Annotated in this window: 25 protein-coding genes; 16 read left to right on the forward strand and 9 right to left on the reverse strand. The window is 34.4% G+C overall.

Annotated features, from left to right (window positions below; translation table 11 throughout):
- The 6 genes from ACMV0E_RS07435 to nadD form a co-directional block, all read left to right on the forward strand.
- A partial coding sequence (locus ACMV0E_RS07435) for an extracellular solute-binding protein (RefSeq protein ID WP_416085753.1) occupies window positions 1-852 on the forward strand: 852 nt, incomplete at its 5' end.
- A gap of 170 nt (window positions 853-1,022) precedes the next feature.
- Window positions 1,023-3,503 carry an outer membrane protein assembly factor BamB family protein gene (locus ACMV0E_RS07440; protein ID WP_416085754.1) on the forward strand — a complete coding sequence of 827 codons (2,481 nt, stop codon included), beginning with the start codon at window positions 1,023-1,025 and terminating at the stop codon, window positions 3,501-3,503.
- A 176-nt stretch (window positions 3,504-3,679) separates the two neighbouring features.
- Complete coding sequence (rplU, locus tag ACMV0E_RS07445; RefSeq protein ID WP_416085755.1) at window positions 3,680-4,000, forward strand: 50S ribosomal protein L21; 321 nt, start codon at window positions 3,680-3,682, stop codon at window positions 3,998-4,000.
- Between the two features lies 1 nt (window position 4,001).
- On the forward strand, window positions 4,002-4,253 hold the full coding sequence (gene rpmA, locus ACMV0E_RS07450; RefSeq protein WP_014453885.1) for a 50S ribosomal protein L27: 252 nt from the start codon (window positions 4,002-4,004) through the stop codon (window positions 4,251-4,253).
- A complete protein-coding gene (obgE, locus tag ACMV0E_RS07455; protein ID WP_416085756.1) occupies window positions 4,240-5,526 on the forward strand; it encodes a GTPase ObgE in 1,287 nt (428 codons plus the stop codon). The genes rpmA and obgE overlap by 14 nt, the downstream gene beginning before the upstream one ends.
- Entirely contained in the window at window positions 5,492-6,130 is a 639-nt protein-coding gene (nadD, locus tag ACMV0E_RS07460) for a nicotinate-nucleotide adenylyltransferase (protein ID WP_416085757.1), read from the forward strand. Before obgE ends, nadD begins: the two co-directional genes overlap by 35 nt.
- Here the strand turns inward: nadD and ACMV0E_RS07465 are convergent.
- Window positions 6,103-7,038 (reverse strand): YbgA family protein, encoded by a 936-nt coding sequence (locus ACMV0E_RS07465; protein ID WP_416085758.1) that lies wholly within the window; start codon window positions 7,036-7,038, stop codon window positions 6,103-6,105. The two genes, nadD and ACMV0E_RS07465, sit on opposite strands and share 28 nt — an antisense overlap.
- An 86-nt stretch (window positions 7,039-7,124) precedes the next feature.
- Here ACMV0E_RS07465 and ACMV0E_RS07470 point away from each other — a divergent pair, with 86 nt between their 5' ends.
- Together ACMV0E_RS07470 and ACMV0E_RS07475 are read left to right on the forward strand one after the other, a co-directional pair.
- Window positions 7,125-7,346: a hypothetical protein gene (locus tag ACMV0E_RS07470; protein ID WP_416085759.1), complete on the forward strand. Its 222-nt coding sequence runs from the start codon at window positions 7,125-7,127 to the stop codon at window positions 7,344-7,346.
- A 68-nt stretch (window positions 7,347-7,414) separates the two neighbouring features.
- A complete protein-coding gene (locus ACMV0E_RS07475; RefSeq protein WP_416085760.1) occupies window positions 7,415-8,734 on the forward strand; it encodes a deoxyribodipyrimidine photo-lyase in 1,320 nt (439 codons plus the stop codon).
- On the opposite strand, the gene ispE is transcribed toward ACMV0E_RS07475, so the two are convergent.
- The 6 genes from ispE to ACMV0E_RS07505 all read right to left on the reverse strand — a co-directional run bounded on the left by ispE (window position 8,735) and on the right by ACMV0E_RS07505 (window position 15,205).
- Complete coding sequence (ispE, locus tag ACMV0E_RS07480; protein WP_416085761.1) at window positions 8,735-9,577, reverse strand: 4-(cytidine 5'-diphospho)-2-C-methyl-D-erythritol kinase; 843 nt, start codon at window positions 9,575-9,577, stop codon at window positions 8,735-8,737.
- Between the two features lie 127 nt (window positions 9,578-9,704).
- Window positions 9,705-10,460, reverse strand: coding sequence for a competence/damage-inducible protein A (locus ACMV0E_RS07485; RefSeq protein WP_416085762.1), 756 nt, complete (start codon window positions 10,458-10,460; stop codon window positions 9,705-9,707).
- A complete protein-coding gene (locus tag ACMV0E_RS07490; protein ID WP_416085763.1) occupies window positions 10,457-11,947 on the reverse strand; it encodes a DnaB-like helicase C-terminal domain-containing protein in 1,491 nt (496 codons plus the stop codon). Before ACMV0E_RS07490 ends, ACMV0E_RS07485 begins: the two co-directional genes overlap by 4 nt.
- Window positions 11,935-13,347, reverse strand: coding sequence for an amidohydrolase (locus ACMV0E_RS07495; RefSeq protein WP_416085764.1), 1,413 nt, complete (start codon window positions 13,345-13,347; stop codon window positions 11,935-11,937). Before ACMV0E_RS07495 ends, ACMV0E_RS07490 begins: the two co-directional genes overlap by 13 nt.
- Complete coding sequence (locus tag ACMV0E_RS07500) at window positions 13,344-14,591, reverse strand: GerMN domain-containing protein (protein WP_416085765.1); 1,248 nt, start codon at window positions 14,589-14,591, stop codon at window positions 13,344-13,346. Before ACMV0E_RS07500 ends, ACMV0E_RS07495 begins: the two co-directional genes overlap by 4 nt.
- Window positions 14,588-15,205: a glycerol-3-phosphate acyltransferase gene (locus ACMV0E_RS07505; RefSeq protein ID WP_416085766.1), complete on the reverse strand. Its 618-nt coding sequence runs from the start codon at window positions 15,203-15,205 to the stop codon at window positions 14,588-14,590. The genes ACMV0E_RS07500 and ACMV0E_RS07505 overlap by 4 nt, the downstream gene beginning before the upstream one ends.
- 32 nt (window positions 15,206-15,237) lie before the next feature.
- Here ACMV0E_RS07505 and ACMV0E_RS07510 point away from each other — a divergent pair, with 32 nt between their 5' ends.
- From ACMV0E_RS07510 to ACMV0E_RS07535, 6 genes are all read left to right on the forward strand, one after another.
- Window positions 15,238-15,762, forward strand: coding sequence for an RNA polymerase sigma factor (locus tag ACMV0E_RS07510; RefSeq protein WP_416085776.1), 525 nt, complete (start codon window positions 15,238-15,240; stop codon window positions 15,760-15,762).
- A gap of 41 nt (window positions 15,763-15,803) precedes the next feature.
- A complete protein-coding gene (locus ACMV0E_RS07515) occupies window positions 15,804-16,412 on the forward strand; it encodes a hypothetical protein (protein ID WP_416085767.1) in 609 nt (202 codons plus the stop codon).
- 86 nt (window positions 16,413-16,498) lie between these two features.
- A complete protein-coding gene (locus tag ACMV0E_RS07520) occupies window positions 16,499-17,251 on the forward strand; it encodes a basic amino acid ABC transporter substrate-binding protein (protein WP_416085768.1) in 753 nt (250 codons plus the stop codon).
- 7 nt (window positions 17,252-17,258) lie between these two features.
- Window positions 17,259-17,918 (forward strand): amino acid ABC transporter permease, encoded by a 660-nt coding sequence (locus ACMV0E_RS07525; RefSeq protein ID WP_416085769.1) that lies wholly within the window; start codon window positions 17,259-17,261, stop codon window positions 17,916-17,918.
- A complete protein-coding gene (locus ACMV0E_RS07530; protein ID WP_416085770.1) occupies window positions 17,915-18,655 on the forward strand; it encodes an amino acid ABC transporter ATP-binding protein in 741 nt (246 codons plus the stop codon). The genes ACMV0E_RS07525 and ACMV0E_RS07530 overlap by 4 nt, the downstream gene beginning before the upstream one ends.
- Window positions 18,652-19,335 (forward strand): amino acid ABC transporter permease, encoded by a 684-nt coding sequence (locus tag ACMV0E_RS07535; RefSeq protein WP_416085771.1) that lies wholly within the window; start codon window positions 18,652-18,654, stop codon window positions 19,333-19,335. Before ACMV0E_RS07530 ends, ACMV0E_RS07535 begins: the two co-directional genes overlap by 4 nt.
- On the opposite strand, the gene ACMV0E_RS07540 is transcribed toward ACMV0E_RS07535, so the two are convergent.
- On the reverse strand, window positions 19,332-20,339 hold the full coding sequence (locus tag ACMV0E_RS07540; protein ID WP_416085772.1) for a D-alanine--D-alanine ligase family protein: 1,008 nt from the start codon (window positions 20,337-20,339) through the stop codon (window positions 19,332-19,334). The two genes, ACMV0E_RS07535 and ACMV0E_RS07540, sit on opposite strands and share 4 nt — an antisense overlap.
- Window positions 20,340-21,231: 892 nt before the next feature.
- Here ACMV0E_RS07540 and ACMV0E_RS07545 point away from each other — a divergent pair.
- A complete protein-coding gene (locus tag ACMV0E_RS07545; protein WP_416085773.1) occupies window positions 21,232-21,774 on the forward strand; it encodes a L,D-transpeptidase in 543 nt (180 codons plus the stop codon).
- 14 nt (window positions 21,775-21,788) lie between these two features.
- On the forward strand, window positions 21,789-22,292 hold the full coding sequence (locus tag ACMV0E_RS07550; RefSeq protein ID WP_416085774.1) for a gamma carbonic anhydrase family protein: 504 nt from the start codon (window positions 21,789-21,791) through the stop codon (window positions 22,290-22,292).
- A 204-nt stretch (window positions 22,293-22,496) separates the two neighbouring features.
- On the opposite strand, the gene ACMV0E_RS07555 is transcribed toward ACMV0E_RS07550, so the two are convergent.
- Window positions 22,497-23,036 (reverse strand): hypothetical protein, encoded by a 540-nt coding sequence (locus ACMV0E_RS07555; protein ID WP_416085775.1) that lies wholly within the window; start codon window positions 23,034-23,036, stop codon window positions 22,497-22,499.
- Window positions 23,037-23,105 lie beyond the last annotated feature (69 nt).

The raw sequence follows: 23,105 nt of genomic DNA on the forward strand, positions 1-23,105 counted from the left end.
ATGCCTTTTAACAAGAGTGTCGAGGTTATGTACTACAACATCGAAATGCTTAAAGAAGCAGGCTTCGACCATCCTCCAAGAACTTGGGATGAATTTGCAACAATGTGTAAGGCTCTCACAAAACCGGACGGTTCGCAGTGGGGTGCATCTTTAGGAATGAGTTCATCTGATGCAATCGTTGATGTTTGGTATGCAATGGTGTATGAGTGGGGTGGAAGAGTCCTTACAGATGATTATAGAAATGTGTTGTTTGATAAAGATCCAAACGCCCTTGCTCCTGTTAAATTGCTTAACGAACTTTATAAAAATGGTTATATGCATTTTACTAACGGATACGACTACCAATCAGATTTTGGAAATAAGAAATGTGCCTTCATTTTTGGAAGTGTTGTTGGATATACATATGTAGATCAAGCTGTTGGTGGTAGATTCAAATGGGCACAGGCTCCAATTCCAGCTGGACCAAAAGGACAATACACAACTCTTTCGGGTGCAAACGTGGTGATTTTTGGAAATAGATATGATGCTCAAACTGTGAAGGGTGCATGGGAATTTGTAAAATGGTTTACCTCCCCATATCAAACAGCCAGATGGTCAATAGATACAGCATATTTACCTGTTCGAAAAAGTGCACTTGATTTACCTCTTTTAAAAGATTTCATTGCAAATCATCCTGAAAGAAGAGCTGGTTTTGATGAATTGCCAAACGCTTTAATTGAACCAGTTACAAAAGAATGGACGCAAGCGTATGTTGATATTGGTGCAGAATTACAAAAGATTTTCCTTCAAAAGATTTCACCCGAAGATGGTTATAAAGAACTCAGTATAAAGCTAAGATCTTATATCCACTAATAAATATAACTTATATATTGACAAGGCTATCCTCCAAAATGGATAGCCTTTATTATTTTCTTTTTGCCATTTGCACTATTGAAAGAAACTTGATATTGTATAAATATTATTAACAAAAAATTTTTTTGTATAATATTATTGGTGGAATTAATAAATAAAAGGAGGGCAAAATGAAGAAATCAATTGTGTGTTTTATTATTTTTGTATTGCTTTTTATTCTTTTTCCACACTTTTCACCTGCAAAGAGCCAATTGAGTGATGCATCGTGTAATAATTTTCTCTTTGATGAGAGGCATTCAGGGTTTTATCCATTTAGTACAGAGTTTGTATCGGGTATCCCTAAAGGAAAGCTTAATGTAGGTTCTCCCTTTACTTCGGTGCTTGTGCTAAATAATGGTTATATCTTCGTAAACTCTGCATCTTACCTTTGTATCTTTGACAACTATGGCGGGATTGTTTCTTTGATTAAAAGAAGCGGTGAAATTCCGTATGCAAGTCCTGTTATCTTAAATAACTTATTAATATTTACAATGACTAACACAATTTTAGCAGGCTATGATATTGTCCATAAAAATATTGTTTGGAGGTTCTTTGGGGATTCACGGATTAATACTCCTCTTGTATATGGTAACAACATATATTTTTTAACGGAGAAAGGCTACCTCTATGCCCTGGATTCTTACGGAAAACTCATTTGGAAAGTATTTGTAGATATGTCAACTTTCAAAACACCCATAATTTCAAATTCACTTATTTATACATTAAATGATCTTGGTAGTTTGTACTCAATTGATACAAACGGGAAAGTTGTATGGGAGTTTCCTTTGCTTACAAATCAGCTTGTAACGCATGGGGCCTATCTATTAGCCTCGAAGGATAATATGCTTTTTGCAGCGGTGAATGGGAAAAATGAAGGAACTCTGTTTGCCATAAAGGATAAGAAGGTTGTATTCACTTATAAAACAGGCTTGATTTCTTCTAATCCTGCTGTAGATGAGTTAGGTAATGTCTATATTGGGGATGCTGACGGTAAAGTATATGCAATAAATTCAGCTGGTAAATTGCTTTGGAGTTTTACTACAAATAATGGTTCTATTCAAAGTGGTTGTACAATTTCAAGCGACGGGACAATTTTTGCTGTTACTTCACAAAACACTCTCTATGCAATAACTAAGAATGGACAGTTGAGGTGGAAATATAACCTTCCATCGGGAACTTTTTCACCTGTTGTAATTGCAAACGACGGAACTCTATTTGTTAATGCAAGAGATGAATTGTATGTTTTTAACGATTATATTCTTTCAGTTGAGGGATCTTCTTCCTGTGATGTTACTTTGGAACCTAAAAAATCACACTATGCCCCAAATGAGATTATAAAATTAACCGCAAAACCAAAGCTACCTTTTTCCTTTTTATATTGGAAATCCTCTCCAGATGAACAAATTTATAAAGATAATCCATTGTATTTGACGATGAATATGAATAAAAAGATAGGAAGAGAGGAAATTCATATAAAGGCCGTAGTTTCATTGCTTGCACCAATCTATAAATATAATATTGAGGCTTCTTCAAATGGTTATGGGAAAATAACGCCTGAAAAGGCAACTGTTGTTATGGGGGATTCGCTTACATTTACCTTTCAACCTATCGAATTTTTTACTGTAAAAGATGTTCTTTTAGATGGGATTTCAGTTATTAACAGTGTGACACAACTTGATAATGGAAGCTTTACTTACACCTTGTCAAATATTAATCAAGACCACAAGATATATGTAAAATTTGAGAAATTGAATTATTGTATTGTTGCTAAAGCAGGGGAGGGCGGTAAGATTGTACCTTCAGGAATTATTACTCTTAACCCCCATGAGAGTGTTATTTTTACGATCATTCCCGATTTTGGATATGAAATAAAGGATGTTTTAGTAGACGGCAAATCTGTCGGAAAGGAATTTACACATGGCTTTTTAAATGTTTTAGGCAATCATACAATAACTGCCGAATTTCAAAAACAAACTTTTATTATTGAAGCAAATTCTGTAGGTCCCGGCAATATTGAGCCTGTAGGTAAGATAAGAGTTTATTATGGTGATTCTAAAACATTCAATTTTATACCAAATGAGGGAATGAAGGTTGCCGATGTAAATGTCGATAATATAAGCATTGGACCGCAAACTTCATATACTTTTACAAAGATCAGCACTAATCATAAAATAACAGTGTTTTTTGAACGGAAACCAATTGAATATAAAATTATTCTTAAAATAGGAGAAGAAGGTTTTTCTGTAAATGGAGTCGTTAAAAAACTCGATTCACCTCCAGTTATTAAAAATGGCAGAACTCTTGTTGCAATAAGACCAATTATAGAATCAATTGGAGGTACAATTAGTTGGAATGCAAACAATAGGAGTGTCTATATTGAAACAGATTTTGCTGTAATTACACTTTGGATTGGAAAGCCCAATGCAACCGTTGAAATTCGAGGGAGTGGAATTTCTGAAATTAAACCAATTGACCCAGACAATCCCAAAGTAGTTCCTGAAATAATAAACTCTCGAACAATGCTACCTTTGAGATTTATAAGCGAGAACTTGGGAGGAAAAGTAGATTGGGATCCTATAAATAAGACAATCACCATAGTGTTTGTATTGTAAAAACCTTTTAAGCGAAAAGGAGTTTGAATTTCAAGGATCTTTGTGGATAAGTATATTCACAAAGGACAAATTATTAAACTTGCAAAAAAGGAGGTTATTTATTATAATACTTTGATTGGAGTTAAACTACTTACGGAAGGTTTCCCCAGTACCTTCTGTAGTGGAAGGAGGTTATTATGGAAGCGATTATTAAAACTGGCGGTCACCAATATAGAGTTAAGGAAGGTGACACAATTAAGGTGCAAAAGATTGAAGGAGAAATAGGCACCAAAGTTAAATTCGACGAAGTGCTCCTTCTTAAAGATGGAGAAAAAGTTGTTGTTGGAAACCCAAAGGTTCAGAATGCCTACGTAGAGGGGACTATTAAAGAACAAGGAAGAGAAAAGAAAATCATTGTCTTTTTCTACAGGCACAAGACAAGAAACAAGAAGAAGCAGGGACACAGGCAACCCTACACTTTGATTACGATTGATAAGATTGTAGGGGAGGTAAACTAACATGGGAAAGAAGAGAAGTAAAGTAAACGGCAGAGACTCCAACCCAAAATATCTTGGAGTTAAGTTATTTGATGGACAGTTTGCAAAAGCAGGCAATATTATTGTAAGGCAGAGAGGCGAAAGGATTAAAGCTGGTAAAAATGTAGGTATTGGCTCTGACTGGACGCTTTTTGCCCTTAAAGATGGTATTGTCAAATTTACAAAAACAAGAAAGTATACAAAGGTTGATGTCTTAGAGAGTGAGACCGCTTAAAAAATCACTTATTGACCACGCTTATATAAGAGTTCGCTCTGGAAAAGGCGGAGACGGTGCAATAAGCTTTAGAAGGGAAAAGTTTATTCCTAAAGGTGGTCCTGATGGAGGGGACGGAGGTAAAGGTGGAGATGTTATTATCAAAGCCAATCAAAACCTCACAACCCTCCAGAAATTTTTATACAAGAAGCACTTCTTTGCAGAAAACGGAGAAAATGGAAGTGGTCGCCTCAAACATGGAAAAAACGGGAAGGATTTGATAATTGAAGTCCCCGTTGGCACCACTATCATTGACAGAAATACGGGAAAAGTAATTGCTGAATTGAATAAAGACGGAGAATCAATTGTTGTTGCGAAGGGTGGAAAAGGCGGAAGGGGAAACAAAGCTTTTACAACATCTACCGAACGAGCACCTCACTATTCCGAAAAAGGCGGTCCATACGAGGAAAGAGACCTTGAACTGATCCTTAAAGTCATCTCTGATGTTGGTATTGTGGGGCTTCCAAATGCTGGTAAATCAACTTTTATCTCAAAAGTTAGTAATGCCCATCCTGAAATTGCTTCATATCCATTTACAACACTTTCCCCAAAAATTGGTGTTGTAAAGCTTGATGAATTAAGATCTTTTACAATTGCAGATTTACCTGGGCTTATTGAAGGCGCGTCAAAGGGAAAGGGTTTGGGTAATCAGTTTTTGTCTCACATTGAAAAGACAAAAGTTTTAATGTTCCTCATAGATGGTTCTGATAGGAAAAACATTAAAAAAACCTACAAAATACTTTTAAATGAACTTGGAAGCTATAGTGAACAGCTCCTCCAAAAGAAGAGAATAATAGTCATAAATAAGATTGATACCTGGCCGGTAAAAAGGACAAAGGAGTTAAAAGAATTTTTTAAAAGAGTAAACGAGGAAGTCTTCTTTATTTCAGCATTAGACGAAATTGGTCTTAGGGAAGTTCTCGAAAGATTATATGAACTTGTGAAAGAAACGAAAATAGGAGAAGAAAAGCCTCAGGAAGAGGTTAAGGAATTTACACTTGACCGAAATAAGGAAATTATTGTGGAGAAGTTAGATGACAATACCTTTAAAGTATCAAATCCAGAACTCGAAAGGCGTGCAGAACTCACCGATTTTAATAGGGCAGGTTCAGTTAATGAACTATTGAGATACTTTGATAAGATTGGCCTTGATAGAATTCTTAAAGCAAGAGGAATTAAGGAAGGGGATAGAGTTCTAATTGGAAGCAAATCATTCATCTACCACGAAGATTAGAATTGCGCTTTATGGTGGTGCATTTAATCCAATCCACATAGGACATCTATTTGTAGCAAAGGAGGCTACCTATCTTTTTGGCCTCGAAAGGGTAATTTTTGTCCCAACAGGGAACCCTGTCTTTGCTAAAAAAGATCTGCTCGATAAAAACATACGCTATAATCTTGTTAAAATGGCGATAAAGAATGAGGATCACTTTGAAGTTTCGGATTTTGAAATTAAAAGGCCTGAGCCTTCCTATTACATAGACACGCTAAAGCACTTCACACAAGATAATGTTGAGGTTTTTTCCATTATAGGGGAAGATGCGTTTTTAAAGATTACTCTCTGGAAAGACTACGAAGAGGTTCTAAGAAATTCCTACTTTATTGTTGCAAAAAGATTAAACGACGATTTTTTGACCCTAAGAGAATTTGTTTCTGAAAATCTCAATGGATTCAAAGATAAAATTTTTACTTTGAGCCATCCTCTCTTCTCCATTTCATCAACTTTGGTAAGAGAGCGAATAAAAAATGGCTTATCAATAACTTATCTTGTCCCAAAGGAAGTAGAATTAGAAATTTTGAGAAACAACTATTACAGGCGCCTCAGTTCCTTAGGATAAGTATTAAAATATTTTTGTTTAAGGATGTAATCTTCGTTAAACCGTATAGCAAAACCCAAAATGAGTTCAATAGGAGTGTATAAATCTATGTTTCCTTTTGAAAAGTCTTCGATTACGTCTAAAAAGTGTGCCTTTTCTTTTGGTGAAAGTTTATCCTTAAAATATCCAAAAGCATGAAGCAGTGTATTAATATGTGCACCTACCGATGGTTTTTTATTAAAAGAACTCTTGAAAATTTGTGAGTAATTTTGGTATGCGTCTATTTCGTTTTCTTTGAGGTTTGATATGATCTTCCCAAGTACTCTTAAATTTGTTTGATTGTATGTCATAAGCATCAATTTGTATCTTGCATGGAATTCAATAAGATTTGACTTTGTAAGATTATCCTTCAATGTCCTTATATCGGCAAATGCAAAGATCTTTGTTAAAAATAGGTCTCTTATTCCTCTGTCGATGAGGCGCTTTTCATCTTCAATTGGATAATTTTTGAACATTTCCATTACCTTTCTTGCAAACATTCCCGAAGTTTTTCCCACAGGTTCTTTGCCTTCGTAATCTTTATAGTAATTTGTGTCTTTAACTCCGCAACTTGGAGATTTGCTTTTTAAAAGAAAGCCATCTACCTCATTCAAACTTTTGAGAACCCCCCTGCTGAATTCATGCATTTTTTGTGTTAGATCTATTTTTGTTTTTGGTTGTATGAGTTTATCGGGTTCATTTTTAACAATGATTATTGGGTCTCTTGGTATAGGGAGGCCTATTTGAACTTCTGGACAAACAGGAATATATTCTACAAATTCTCCTAACTTTTTTGCAAATTCATCCTTAATGATGCCACCATCATAGCGAGTTGCTTCTAAATTAATGCACTTACTGAGGACAACTTTTGGTCTTGCGAAATTCTCCATAAAAACCTCCAAAAAGTCAAATAATTTTCTTTAAAAACTATTGCATTTTTTTATTTTATTATAAAATAGAATTAAAGGAGGTAAAAATGGCTTGCAAAAAGAAAAATACCGAAAGTGCAGTGGAAGCAAAGAAGACCGAAGAAAAGAAGGTAGTCGAAGCTCCTAAAAAAGAGACCAAAAAGGCAACCGAGAAAAAAGAAGCCCCAAAGAAGAAAGAAACAATAAAGAAAGAAGTAAAAGAAACCACAAAAAAAGAAGAAAAGAAAGCTACAACTAAAAAGTCCACAACTACGAAAAAGGCAAAGTAATTTAGGGGGGGGATTTTGTCCCCCCTTCACAACTTAACGAAATGGCAAGAGTTAAAATTTTAAAAGATATGAGTATTAATAATTACGGAAGATTTGTTCTCTACTGGATGCAGTCCTCACAGAGGGTTAAGTATAATTTTGCGCTTTACGAAGCGATCAAAAAGGCAAACGAACTTAAGAAACCACTTGTTGTTTTATTTGTAATAGACGAAAATTTTCCCTATGGAAGCAGAAGAAATTTCCTTTTTATGCTCGAGGGACTTAAAGAAGTTTATGAAGAGCTTCGAAAACTTAACATAAGATTTGTTGTGCATATTGGTGATCCCGTAAAGCACGTTTTAGAATTTTCCAAGAATGCTTCAATTCTTTTTATGGATGTGGGATATACAAAGTTTCTAAGAGAATGGCGGAAGAATATTGTGGAAGAGATTAAGGTCCCTGTGGTGGCTGTTGAGGATAATGTAGTTGTGCCAGTTGAGGTTACCTCAAATAAGGAGGAATACGGAGCATATACAATAAGAAAGAAAATTCAAAAAAATCTTAAAGATTATCTCGTACCATTAGATTTTCCTCAGATTTCTTTTCCACCTTTTAGGGAAATTTTATTTTCTTTTGACATAAGAAATCCGAAGGATTCAATAAATCGGCTTCACTTTAGGTATAATGTTTCCGAAACTCACTACTTTGTGGGTGGCTATAGTAACGCAAAAGAACTTCTTAAGGATTTTGTACAGAATAAACTGTCAAAATATATTGAAAAAAAGAATAATTTCTCGGAAAATTTTACATCAAATTTAAGTCCATATCTGCATTTTGGTCAGATATCTCCAATTGAAATTGCCCTAACGGTTCTTGATAGTAGTGTTGAGGACATCGAAAAAGAAGCCTTTCTTGATGAGTTAATTGTTCGAAGAGAACTTGCTTTTAATTTTGTTTATTACAATTCGCGCTACGATAGACTTGAAGGGCTTCAGCCGTGGGCGTATGAGACATTACAAAATCACAAATTTGATGAGAGACCATATAGATATTCTTTTTCACAACTTGAAAATGCTGAAACTCATGATCCACTTTTTAATGCGGCTATGATTGAACTCGTAAAAACTGGAAAAATGCATGGTTATATAAGAATGTATTGGGGGAAGAAAATAATTGAGTGGAGCGAATCGTTAGAAATTGCTTTTAAGTTCCTTGAAGACTTAAACAACAAATATGCTTTAGATGGGCGAGATCCAAACTCCTACGCAGGCATTGCGTGGTGCTTTGGAAAGCACGACAGACCCTTTAAGGAACGCCCAATTTTTGGAAAAGTTAGATATATGAGTGAGAATTCAATATACAAGAAATTTGATGTTCAAAAATATATTGAGAGAGTAAAAAATCTCTAATTAGACAAGAGAACTTGCAATGTCCGAATCAAATTTAAACTTATCAAGGGTATTCTTAACTTTTTCTGCATCTTTTTTGGTATCAAAAATTGCAAATAGCGTTGATCCAGATCCAGTAAGGTGAAATCTTACTTCTGCAACTGTCTCAAGAACTTTCTTAAATTCAACAAACTTTTCTGACTTCTCTAAAAGCATCATTTCAAAATCATTATAACAGAGTTTGTCAATATCTTTTGCAGAATAATTCCCTTTTTCTATTAATTCAACCATCGCAAGCGTTCTACTTCCATCTGAATACTTTCCATATTCGTGGAACATGCTATACATTTCTTTTGTCTTGAAATGGAATTTGGGATGAACCAAAACAAAATAGAACTCTTTTAGGCTTGGGAGTTCTTGCACAATATCACCAACTCCTTTAACCAATGCTGTATTTGAGTAAAGGAAAAATGGTACATCAGAGCCAACCTCTTTTGCGATTTGGTGGAGATCGTTTTTTGAAAAAATATTCTTAAACATTGCGTTAAGTAGAAGAAGTGTAACTGCTCCATCTGCACTTCCACCACCAAGTCCGCTTCCCATTGGAATGTTTTTTTCAATGTATATTTCAAAATTTTCCTTTACTTTTGCTCTTTCTTTGAATAATTCAAGTGCTTTGTGAACAGTTGATGTCACATTTCTTATTGATTGAGAAAAAATAACCGAATCTGTTTTTCCCAATTTCACTGAAACAACATCAAAAAGACCTATTTTTTGGAATACCGATTCAATGGCATGGTATTCTCCTGCTTCACCTACAATTTCAAGCGTTAAATTTATCTTTGCATATGCCTTTGCTTTCATAATCTAATTATAAAAAAGTTTGCAAATTTTTTAATTTTTTGTAAAATACTCTTACCCTGGCTACAACCTCAAACATTCCCTCTTTTTTGAGGGAAGGTACCCCAAATACCTCTTTTGAGGTGGGGGGTTATGAGGTGTGGCTGGGGCTAATTTCTTTAAAAGGAATTTTTGCATTTTTCAAAGTGTTTTCAAAATAGTCCTTTGCTTCCTTTAGCCAACCATTTCCGTAGAGAATTATCTTCAATTTTTCTTTTTCGTGAATCGGTGGGTATGATGCAGTTTTAACATTGAAATTGTATTCAACTTCCCTTAAAACTTTTATAAGGCGTGCTTCTTTTTCATCAACTTCGTATTCGACTTTATTAATCCTTTTATTACTTGTAAAGTCAGTTAAAATTATTTTTAGTATTGCCTCAAATTCTTTTGGGACACCTGGAAGAATGTAAAAGGTAGTGTTTTCAATTTTAATCTTTTCACCAGCCGCAACTCCCTTTGGATTTTCTATTGGAGTGCTTCCTGAAAGGCCTTCTGAAAGTTCGTCTATAAAATTTGTGTATTGGATTGCGTTAACTCTTTCAATGTTTTTCTTGACTATTTCCAGTTTCTTTTCATTTTTCGCAAGCGGTAGATTGAAGGCCTCAGAAAAAGCCCTTAGAGTTATATCGTCAGGTGTAAGCCCTAAGCCACCAGAAGTTAAAACTATATCGAACGAATTTTTTACAAAATTTAGAACTCTTTTCAATTCATTGAGATTGTCTCTTACGAAAATAAGCAAATCTAACGAACCCTTATTTTTTAAATATTTTTTTGCAACTCTAAAGTTTTCGTCTTCTCTAAGACCGTCTAAAATTTCATCCCCAATTATAATTAATGCTATTCTCATCTCATATTAACAAGATAACCATTTTCGAGCATCCACTCGAATATCTTTGAAATTTTTGCATAGGTTCTCTCTTCACCTATATCTTTATATCCAATTTCTACAAGAGTATTATCCTCGATAAGGAATAGGTACTGTATTATGATGTTTCCACCAAAGGGAGCATCCCTATTTTTATCAATGTAAAGGTTTAGAATGTCAAAGTGAGGAATTCTATTCGGATCAATACGACCTTCTTTTGAGGCATTATATATTTTTTCGTAAAGGACATTTGTATCTTTGAAATCCTTTGTGAGGACCATTGCAACATCTGCATCATACTCTATATCCCCACCACCAGTGCAGTTAAACATTGTTGGACGCGTTTTACTCTCTTCTGTATCGAGTTTTGCGCCTTCTTTATCAAGAGATGAGATTGTAAAAATGGGTGCATTGAGTTCTGTTGATAGGTTTGCAATGCCTCCTGAGACTTCGTCAACCTGTTGAGCAAGATCCTGATAAAGAATATTTGTAGGTACTTTTTGTAGATAATCAATAAAAATTGCAATTTTATCTGTGTTATTTTCTTGCATTACTGACAATGCATGACTTCTTATTTTGTTTATTGTATCTTCTCTTCTTCCTTCGATAAGATACATATAATTCATAAATTGCTCAACCTTTGCATAGCCTTGATTAAAGCGCTCTGAAAGATCAGGATCATCGAAAATTCTTTCAGTTTCAAGAAGATAAGGCGGAATTAGGGTTTCTTGTGATAGTACTCTCAAGAAAAGGACTCTTTCAGTTTGCTCCCACGAGTAGTAGAGTACAGGTATTTTTTCATTCATGGCAATAGAAGTTGCAAGCTTTAGCATAAAGTTCGTTTTCCCTCTGCGTGGTGCTCCTGCAAGTGCATAGTAAAACCCTCTTCGTGCTCCAGATAAAGTTTCATTAAGACATGAGAAAGGTTCCAATGAATACCCAAGTATTGGATTAATATTTTCCGTCCTTGATTCAAGTTCCGCCGTGAATCTTATAAGATAACTTCTAACAGGTAAGATTTTTCTTTTTGTCTTTCCTGTTATAATTTCCCTTAGTTCACCAATTATGTTTCCCGTAAACTCAACAATATCTTCTTTTTTTGCTTTTGATTCAACATAGTTTTCAATCTTTTTTGCAATGTTTATAAGGGTTTTTTCACCCAATCTTCTTTTGAGTGTTTCTATATATATAAACAGGCTTTCAAGGGTGAGAGGTTCTTCTTTTTGAATCGCATTAATTAATTCTTGCATTTTTGTTGTGAAAACCCCATCTTCGCGAAGGGATTCTTTCAAAAGATCAATGTCGATTTGTTGAGCATTTTTTGAGTATCTTGAAACAACATAGTCAAACAAAGTCCTTGTTTCAGGCGCATCAAATAGACTTTTTTCAAGCCCCTCTGCAAGCCCTCTTGTAAGTAGGTATTTATCCTTTGTAATTGTTGCAAGTACTTTTGTTTCTATTTCGTCCATGCAATTTCTCCTCCCTTAAAAACGGAAAGTATTTCGTTATTTAATAAATTATCTTCCAAAATTTCATTTTTCAAAATAACAATATCCCCAAGTTTTCCTTTTTCAATACTTCCTCTATTCGGGACATAATTGTAAATTCCGCCCCAATCAGTATATGCACTTATTGCCTTATCTAATTGAATGCTTTCTTCGTAAAACAACGGGTGCTTTACTGCAGCATTAATTCCATAAAATACTGAGGCATCTTCAACTGGTGCATCAGAGCCAAAAATCAAGAAACCTTTTGATTTAAGCACTGTATTAAAAGCATAGGCATATCTAAAACCTTGCATATACTTTTTGTATAGATCTACATCTCCCTTTGCATGAATTGGTTGCATAGATGGGATAAATGGAGTTTCTTTTAATAAAGGTAAATCGCTTTGGTCAATAAATTGAAGGTGTTCTATACGGTTCATCTTTGAAAGTCCTTTATACTTATTGAATACTTTTAAGGCAATGTGAACCGCTTCACTTCCAATTGCATGGACTGCAACAAGTATTCCATTTTCGTTTGCTTTCTTTACAATCTCATCGAAAGCACCTTCTTCTAAAAGAAGCAATCCCTTAAAGGGATAATCATCTTTCATCTTTGCTGTTTGTGAGCCAAGAGAGCCGTCAAGAAAAACTTTCAAAGGTCCATATACAAAATTATCATTTCCTTGACCAGTTTTTATGCCTTCCAGTATTGCATCGTCTAAGTAGTCTTTTTGTATGCCTTGCACAATTCGAATTTTTCTATCCTTTAGATAGTCTTTTATGTAAAAGTCAAAGTTTGTAATCGTTACAATTCCACGTGATAGGAAATACTCTTCAACTTTTACAAGCACTGATTCGTCTATTTTTATCTCTTTTAGATGCTTCACAGAGCCAATGGCGTTATCCTTGAAAATACCTATAAATTCATTGTCAATGAAAACAAGCGAGTTTTTATCGATTGATTCACAGTTTATTGAAGTGCTTTCAAGGAACCTCTTTGAAACAAATACTGAGTGCTCATCTTTGCTTTGCATGTATATTTTCTTATCAAGATTGAATAGGTGTCTAAATTGCTCCTTTGAAAGCTTATTGAAGTTTACATTGAATATGAAAGAAACATCCCGATCTTCAATTGCAGAGATTATTTCGTCAAATGAAAAATTTTCTCCGTTTATATGGGAAAGTATATTTGCTATCTCTCCAATATGTGCATGCGATTCGATGAATGCAGGATAGATAAAACCATCAACCGAAATTGTGTTATCATTAGTTCCGATTTCGCTGTTTGGAATAATCTCTTTTATGTATCCCTCTTCTATAACAATGCCATAGTCTTTTAAAATCTTTCCATTAGAATATACACCTTTTCCTTTTATTTTCATCTTGTTAATAAGAATCCCTCCTCTCCTATTGTTAAGTCAAGAGTATTAATATTTGGAAGTTCCATTGTTGTTAAGAAAACTTGTTTTTTGATGTAATCAATTTCTTCTGCACTTAGAACTTTTTTTGAGGCAAGCACAATTTTTAAGGTATAGCCTTTTACTTCTATTTTTTTAATATCCACATCGTTTAGGTAAGTTTTTAAGTTTTCCCTTGGTTTTTTTAATTCTTCGAAAATTTTTGTTAAGTCCGTTGTTTTTGTAGGAATTACAACAGGAACATAAGCAACATTTCCATTTAACGGAAGAACATAATACGGAATTATAAAAGATATATTCGGCATTGCATTGAATCTTGCAAGTGGTAAGCTTACATCAACTGTCCCAAAAAGTGTGTCAATTTTATTTCCATCAATATTAAAGGAAACTTTTTGTATATCTGCTATTTCGGTTAGGGAATTTACAATACTCAAAACAAAAAGATTCGCGGTATAACTTCCAAGTGATAATTGATTTATGCTATTTGAAAGATTTACAGTTGCAAGACCACCTGATTTTAGTTCGATACTTCTCACATACTCAGGTTTTAACAAACTTACAAGACCAATGTTTGAGCCATATGAAAGCTCATTAAGAATTTCCATTGCAAGAACTTCCGGTTTATCGGCGTCAAGAATCTCTCTTTTTTCGACTGCAAGATAGTTTAGATCGGGCGTTAAGAAATAAAGGTAAACAGTTTTAAATTTTGGTAGAGTTGAAGTAAGGTTTGAGAGTGTTTCATTTATATTTACATATCGCAAAAATACATCGTTTTCCCTTGAATTAATGAGAATTTTTAGATTATTTACTCCTTTTATTGATTTTAAAGAATTCGCAAGACTTAAAAATGCAATATATTCTTCTTTAGCTGTTTTCTTTGCACCATTTGTTAAAATGTTTATTGTAAGCGTTTGATTTTGATATTTTGCAAAATCAAGGGTGAGTTCCTTTGGGATTGTGGGAAAATATGCTGAAACTTTTGGAGCCTTTAAGGTTTCAAAAACTTGTCTTGTTATACTTTCAATTGATCCTCTAAAATTTTCTTCTACAGGGACAAGTTCTTTAGGGATTGGGTCGTAAAAGTATAACTTTACAGTATATGTTTCAGATTCCCTTGTTCTAAGGTAAATTAAAACACCCGCTAAACTTGAGACGAAGAAGATAAGAATGAATAAACTTATTAGTTTTATTGTATCTCTTTTCCTCATGAAGAACCCCTTTTCAAGGTAATAAAATTATTGAACTCTCTTTTGAAATTTGGAAACCCAAATAGTTCAACCATTATCGTAAAAACTATATTTACAAGAAATAATTTGAAGTCCATTGTTACGGCAAAAAGTAAAAAAGGATATACAGGAAAAAGGAAAAACAAGCTAATAACTTGGGATTTTGTCATTGCTATAAGTATTAGGTAAATTATAAGAATTGGTATAAAAACAAAAAGGCCTTTCAGCTCAAGATAAGAAAAGATAATAGTAAGGTGTACTCCCAATGTTGTTGCGGCACCTCTTCCACCTTTAAAATTAAGAAAAACTGGAAATACATGTCCCAAGACTGCAAACATACCTGAAATTGTTGCAATATAATATGGAAGTTTAAAACCATAAATCGCAATAATGATAGCAAGGCTTCCTTTTAAAACATCTAAAAGTAGGACTAAAAGTCCCTCAATCTTTCCTACATGGTGAAAGACATTTCCCGTGCCCATGTTCTTGGTGCCAATTTCACGAATATCTACTCCTATTTTCAATTTTGTAATAACGTATGCAGAAGGAAAGGAACCAAGGATGTATGCAACAATAAAACTTAATAAAATTTTCATATTTCATTATAATACATTTGTAAGGTTTGGGAATGGATGAGAGCAAATTAATTGAATTGCTTAAAAGGGGAGACAAAACTGCGAAAGAAATTCTTGTGAGATCTACGCAGGATTTTTTATTTAATTCCGTAATGCAAATATGTCACGATAGAAACCTTGCAGAAGATGTGGTAGTTGATGCATACCTATATGCATTCAAGTATATTAAGAATTTTAGAGGAGAATCCTCTTTGAAAACATGGCTTTATCGAATTGCAAGGAATACTCTTTACAAGCATTATAAAAAAATCAAAAATATTGAATTAAGCGACAATATATCCACTTTTAAAGATGACAAGATTGAAAGTTTTTACTCTGATAGGCACGAATTACTTTTTGAAGCAATGAAAAAACTCAATTTTGATGAGAGAGAAATTATAACTCTCGTTGATATAGAAGGACTTTCCTATGAGGAGACTTCTGAAATTTTGGGTGTGCCCATGGGAACTGTAAAATCGAGGCTGTTTAGAGCAAGGGACAAATTACGTAATATATTGAAGGATATGGGATATTTTTAAAAATATGGAACTTTTTTATTATAATAGGTATCTAATTAGCGATGAAAGAGAAAATTAATGAATACCTTGATAACAGGGTAAAAAAAGAAGAGGTTGAAGAGCTCCTTCTTGATAAGGAATATGCTTTTTATTACGAAGACCTCAAAAAGATGAAAGAAGGCTTAAGGGAGCTAAGGGTGAATCCCCCTGATTTTGTTAGTAAACTAAGGATTGTTGAAAGAAAACAAATAGTCTTTAGATATTCTTTTGCATTTGTAATGGTTTTGGTTCTTGTGTTTGGTGTTTGGTTTTCAACGAAGTTTGCATTATATAAAGAACTGGCAAGCAAACAGACAGAAATAACAAAACAATTTAAAGCGTCACCAGGTATGGGAATAATGCAAATATCTACAGAAGAGACCATAAAAGTAGAAATTAGCAAAAGCGATTTGAATAATCTGATAAACTCACTTCAAAAAATTGCAACACTTAAAAGTAAAGATGAGAAAAACGGAACCTTTGTTTTTGAGGTTCAGGGAAAAAATATTTCTGAATTCTTAAATTCAATTGAAAATTTTCATAGTGCTAAAATTTTAGAAAATAGTCTTAAAGATAAGGCAATTGATACAAACCTCACATATCAGGTGACTCTAACAATTCTAATAAAATAATTTTAATTTTTCTTTATTTCCTTTACAATGTATTGACAGGAGCATGAGTTTTTATAAAATATTTCCAAATATAAGGAGGTAAGGGAATGAAGAGAGCATTAATTTTGGCAGTTGCGTTTATGTTAGTCCTAACGCTTTTCTCTGGTTGTGCAAAAAAGGAGAGCGTTTTGAAGGTTGGAACATCAGCAGATTATCCACCCTTTGAGTATGTTGATGAAAAAACAAAGGAATTTGTTGGTTTTGACCTTGATCTTATGAGACTTTTAGGTAAAAAGATGGGATATGACAAAGTTGAAATTGTGAATATGGATTTTGACACGATTATTCCATCTCTTCAAGCTGATAAAATTGATGTAGGAGCCGCATGCATAACAATTACTGATGAAAGACTTCAACAAGCAGATGCAGTGCCGTATCTATCAACTGGTCAGTCTATCCTTGTAAAGAAGGATTCAACATATGCACCAAAAACTTTTGAAGACTTAAGCAACCACAAAATTGGTGTACAGAAAGGCACAACAGGCGAAGAAGCAATAGACAAGGCAATAACGGATGGAAAAATTAAAAACGCTGATGTAAGAAGATATACCTCCGTTGTTTTAGCAATTACTGACCTTCAAAATGGAAATATTGATGCAGTTATTATTGATACGCCAGTTGCAACCTATTATTCTACTAAGCAAGACTTTAAAGTAACAGGAGAACTTGTTTCAGAACAGGCTGGACTTTTTGTAAAGAAAGGAAACACAGAACTAAAGACAAAACTTGAGAAAGCGCTGTCTGAGGTAAAAGGAACGCAGGATTGGAATGATCTTATAAACAAATACTTTGGTGGGTAAGAATTAAATGATTTTTGATGTTAGTGCATTGAATTTATCAAATTTAATTTATGTTTTAAGGGGTATTTTTTGGACTCTCTTTTTGACATTTGTTAGCATTGGTTTAGGGCTTATTTTGGGAAGTGCTCTTGCATTTGGGGAGGTTTATTTGCCTCCCCCATTTTCTTATATCTTTCGAATCATAGGCGAAGTTCTTCGCGGAGTTCCATTAATTCTTCTATTTTTAATTCTTTATTTTGCATTTAATCTTGGTATGACTCTTTCTGCAATTTTAGGATTAGGATTGAGAAGTGCATCTTACCAAGGCCAGATTTTTAGAAGTTCTCTTGAAGCGATAAGTGCAGGGCAGTTGCATGCAGGTCTTTCCTTAGGGATGACAAAATTTCAGGTATTCAAAGAAATTTTGGTGCCACAGGCATTGAGAATAATGATTCCTGGCTGGACAAACGAGTTTATAACAGTTCTTAAAGATACATCAATTGCGTTTGTGCTTGGCGTAATGGATATAATGACTCGTGCAGATTTTATTGCTCGTTCTATTGGGAGGTATTTTGAGATTTATATTTTTATAGCACTTGTATATTTTGTGCTTGTTAAGACTTCAATGAGTATTTTGAATAATCTGTATGAGAGAGTTCGAATTCCAGGATTGGGAGAAAAGAGATGAAAGAAGTATTAAGGGTCGAGAGTCTTAAAAAATCCTATCATAAAAATGAAGTTTTAAAAGGGGTAAGTTTTTCAATAAACGAAGGAGAGACGAAGGTTATAATTGGTCCAAGTGGTGGCGGCAAAAGTACCCTTCTTTACTGCATAAACTATTTACAAAAGCCAGATTCAGGGGAAATTTACCTTGATTCAGAGTTAATAACTCCAAAGAATATATACGAGGCAAGAAAGAAAATTGGATTTGTATTCCAGTATTTTAACCTATTTATGCATCTAACTGCACTTGATAATGTAATGATAGGTCTTATAAAGGTAAAAAAGCTTCCAAAGGATGAGGCATTGAAAATCGCAAAAGAGTCGCTACTTCTTGTGGGGATAAAAGAAGATTTGTGGAATCATTACCCTGCTCAACTTTCAGGGGGACAGCAGCAGCGAGTTGCCATAGCGCGTGCCATTGCTATGTCTCCGCGTATTATTCTTTTTGATGAGCCTACATCCGCATTGGATGTTGAACTTATAGGAGAGGTTTTGCAAGCAATGAAAACACTTGCAGAAAACGGTATGACAATGTTAATTGTTACTCATGAGCTTGAATTTGCTAAGAGCGTTGCGCATGAGATTATGTTCCTTGAATCTGGTGTGATTGTTGAAAAAGGAACTCCACAGGAGATTATTGAGCATCCAAAATCAGAAAGATTAAAGAAATTTTTAAGTAAGATTGCAAAAGGTGAAGAATGAGTAGCTTTGAAATTGTTTTATTTAAGTATAAAGATTTCTGGTTAATGGGATTAAAGTACACAATGCTTATTACTGTTCTATCAATTCTTATTGGTATAGTTCTTGGTCTTCTTTTTGCAATTATGCGTATTTATGGGAATAAATTTTTTAAGGCAGTTGCCGTTTCATACATTGACCTTATAAGAGGAACACCTATGATTGTGCAATTGTTTATCCTCTACTATGGGCTTGGCTCTACTGGACTTGTGAAATTCACACCACTGCAGGCTGCAATCATCGGTATGGGACTTAATAGCGGTGCATATCAAGCAGAATATTTTAGGACAGCGTTTCTTGCAATTCCAACAGGGCAAACTGAAGCAGCACTTTCGTTGGGTTTTACAAGAACAGGGCTAATATTTAACATTCTACTACCACAGGTTGTTAGAATTGTACTTCCTTCATGGACAAACGAGCTTATTGCCCTTACTCAGTATTCAAGCCTTGCAATGGTTTTGACTGTTATGGAACTTACTGCGGTTTCAAAATATGTTGGAAGCAAAACTTTCCTGTATATTCAAGCATTTTCTCTTGCAGGGATAATTTATCTTTTTGTTTCTGTTGTTCTTACTCGGTTGATGGTGTATTTTGAGAATAGGCTTTCTATTCCAGGCGTTTCAGCACAAAAATTGAGGATTTAGTAATTTATCCTAACATTGTTTTTTACTCGCTCAAGTGCATTATCCAGGATGTCCTTTATGAGATCGTTGTAATCTTTACCAAGCATTCTATACATTCTTGGAAAATCTGAATGCTCTTTCTCAAGTCCAACAACTGCATTTACTTCGATAAAATATGGATTGAAGTTTTTATCAACTCTTACATCAAACCGAGCGATATCTCTTAAACCCAAAATTTGAAAGGCCTTAACTGCCATTTCTTGAATTTGAGTGTTTATATACGAGGGAAATCTTGCGGGTAAGTAATAGTTTGCCTTTTCAGAGTAGTTTGCTTTGAAAGTGAATGTTTGAATGCCGTTTGTTGCATTTAGTTCTCGTTTATTTAGTGGCGAAAAATCAATTTCCATTGGTGGAAGTGCTTTAGGAGGGAAATTACCCATAACACCAACTGTAATTTCATTTCCTTCAATAAATTCTTCAATCATAATAGGACGGTTTCCAAGGCGTTCTTTGAGTTTATAAACTACTTTTTCAACTTCATCTTTTGTATAACAAATCGAGTTTGATTTTATTCCTATGCTTGCACCTTCAAAGACAGGCTTTACAATAACAGGAAACTTGTCTATTTGAGCAATTTCTTCTTTTAGAGTATTAACAACTTGGTAGAGTTTTGGGACATTTATTCCAACGCTTTGAAGAATTAATTTTGTAAAAACCTTGTTTACTGCAACAAGCGTCCCCTGTACACCTGAACCTGTATATGGAATTCTTAATTCATCAAGAAGGGCAGGCACAAAAGACTCTCCAAAGATTCCATAACGTCCTTCTGCCATGTTGAATACTATTTGTGGTCTGTCTAACTTTAGCATATAGAAAAGCGTCTCAGAATCTGCTTCGTAGAGTTTTACCCTGTGTCCTAATGATGTTAGTGCTAATTTTACATCCTCAATTGTTTTGGGGCTATCGAAGACAGAATCCCTTTCAGAAAAAGTTTTTCTTAAGTTAAAGGTTATACCAACTTTCATTTTTACGATGCGATTTTACAAAAATTCACACAAAAATCAAGTATCTTCGTTTGAGTAATTTATAAAATTTTGATTAAATCTATTCATTGTTATTTTTGCTATCTTTCTCCTTGTTTTTCTCAAACCTCGCTTATTGTTAACTATTGAGAAATCTCCATATTTTGAGGGGGCAACAAACCGCCCCCTCAATACTCTCCCAAAAATACACCAAAAATTGTCAATCCGAGGAACGAAGTGACGAAGATTCTCCTATTAAATGGAGGAGGGACACCCTCCCAGAACTCCACCCATACGACGGAGATTCCTCGTGGCTACGCCACTTCGGAATGACAACCATTTTGAGGGGGCAACAACCCCCTCAATACTCCCCCAAACTGAGGAGATTCCTCGCCTTCGGCTTCGGAATGACAGATGAAAATTGTCTTCGGAATGACAAATGAAAGTGATAAGTTATTCTTTTTTTAGGGGAAAGTTGGAAGGGTGATGTGCCCTCTTCCAATAATTGTCATTTCGAAGGAGCGTAAGCGACTGAGAAATCTCCTCCTTTTGGGAAAGTTAGAAGGGGGAGACTTGTAAATCTCTCCAATATAAACAGAGGAGATATCTCGCTTCGCTCGATATGACAACCATTTTGAGGGGGCAACAACCCCCTCAATACTCCCCCCGAAATAATAACTTTTCCTTGGGGGTAAGTTAGAAAGGGGGCATCCCCCTTTCTAATGGTTGATGGGGGACTTTTACCTTTTCGAGTAATGGATTTGTCTTACTACACTTTTTATGACAATTGATTTGAGGTGATAGATTTAAATATAATTTCTCAAGGCTCCCACAATTTTAATGCTCACGGGAGAGTGGAGTAATAAAAGTGCTATTTTTATGATATAATTCTTATATGAAAAAGGTATTATTAATTCTCACGATAATAATATTTTATTTAGTTTCTTTTGGAGGGATTGCAAACTCCTCAACTTATCGCATTGTTGTTAACAAGTCTTATAAATTACTATTCCTATATGAGGGAAACACCATTTCACAGGTTTTTCCTGTTTGTATCGGTGAGCATACAACAGATAACGAAACTCCAACAGGTATTTATACAATTGTTAACAAAACTTTTGATCCTTTATGGTACTTCGAAGGGAAGGTATATCAACCATATAAGATTGACAAAAATAACGGGCTTGGAATGGTGTGGATGGGTTGGAATCTTCCATCATATGGGCTTCACGGGACGAACGAGCCTTTTTCAATAGGTTTTGCAAACTCTCATGGTTGCGTTCGTATGGAAAACAAAGACGCTTTGTATATTGCAAAAACAATTCCTATAGGAACACAAATTGAAATTCGTGAAGGCTCTCAAAATGAGCTTTCAGTGCACCTTGAGGCAATAAATGTCCTTTACGCCATCAATACAGTTTTAAACGGTACAAAGTAATTTAGGAGGGGTTTATGATCATTGAATTTGAAGGAAAAAAACCCAAGATTTCAAAAGAAGCAGTTGTTTTTGATAATGCAACTATTATTGGTGATGTTGAAGTTGAAGAAAATGTGAGTATCTGGTTTGGTGTGGTTTTGCGTGGAGACATTGGAAAGATTCACATAGGCAAAAATTCTAACATTCAAGACAACTCTGTAATCCATGTTGATGAAGGAACAACGTGCTACATTGGTGAGAATGTCACAGTTGGACACAATTCAATAATTCATTCTGCAACAATTGGAGATAATACGCTCATAGGAATGGGGGCAACGATTCTATCAGGTGCAAAGATAGGAAAGAATAGTATTGTTGGGGCTCAGGCGCTTGTCCTTGAAAATGCAGTATTTGAAGATGGATCACTCATCGTTGGCATTCCTGCGAAAGCGGTTAGAAAGCTTACTGAAGAAGAAATAAATGCTCTAAAGGAACATGCGCTCGAATATGTAAAATTATCTAAGAGATATAGCTTTTAAACCTCCACTTTAGGTAATTTACTTAATACGAAACTCCCTTTAAATTTTACAAGCTGCCACATTTTTCATCGAATGATGAAGGAATATCAGTTTTCCTTAAATTGGTATTCATCAGAATCCTTTTGCATAATCAAAAGTATTAAAGAAGTGAATTAAAAAAGATTTTTAAAAGTGGATACGGGGAATTGCAATACTTTAAATTTTTTATCTTCTCTCAACAGAAATTACAGTAAATCCATCCTTAAATTCTGCGATTGCATGAGTTTTTGCGTCTATTAGTTTTGCAAAAGCACCCGCAAGAACTCCTCTAAGAAAATTGTTTGTTGGTTTTGCTCCATTTAGAAGTGCCGATTCACTCTCAAAGTCGTTAATGATTTTCACAAGGAGCTTTCCTCTTTCTAAAGACATTTCAAGTATTTGAGGAATTCCCCATCCAGTAAAAAATGTTGTTATAGCTGCTACAAAATGAGGAACAATCTCTTTTGGTATTCCTAAATTTATGTATCTTTCGGCAACTCTTTCACCATAGCTATAACCAAACCAGTAAACGAATTCTTGTGCCATACGTTCACCCATGATTGCCCCTGTCGATTTGATAATGTATTCTGGGAATGCTTCCACATCCATTAAAATCCAACGTTTATTAAAAAGAATAATTTTGCCTTCATCGTTTGTTAGTTTATTTGATGGGTCTATTCCAACTTGTTTTAGAATAGCTTCGTACTGTTTCATTAGTTCTTCCATTTTAACCTCCGTAATTAAATCATCACAAACAAGATATTTTAATAAAAAATATCTTTTTTGTCAATATAT

It is taken from the genome of Caldisericum insulae (genome assembly GCF_047785965.1).
In the GTDB taxonomy this organism is placed as follows: domain Bacteria; phylum Caldisericota; class Caldisericia; order Caldisericales; family Caldisericaceae; genus Caldisericum; species Caldisericum exile_A.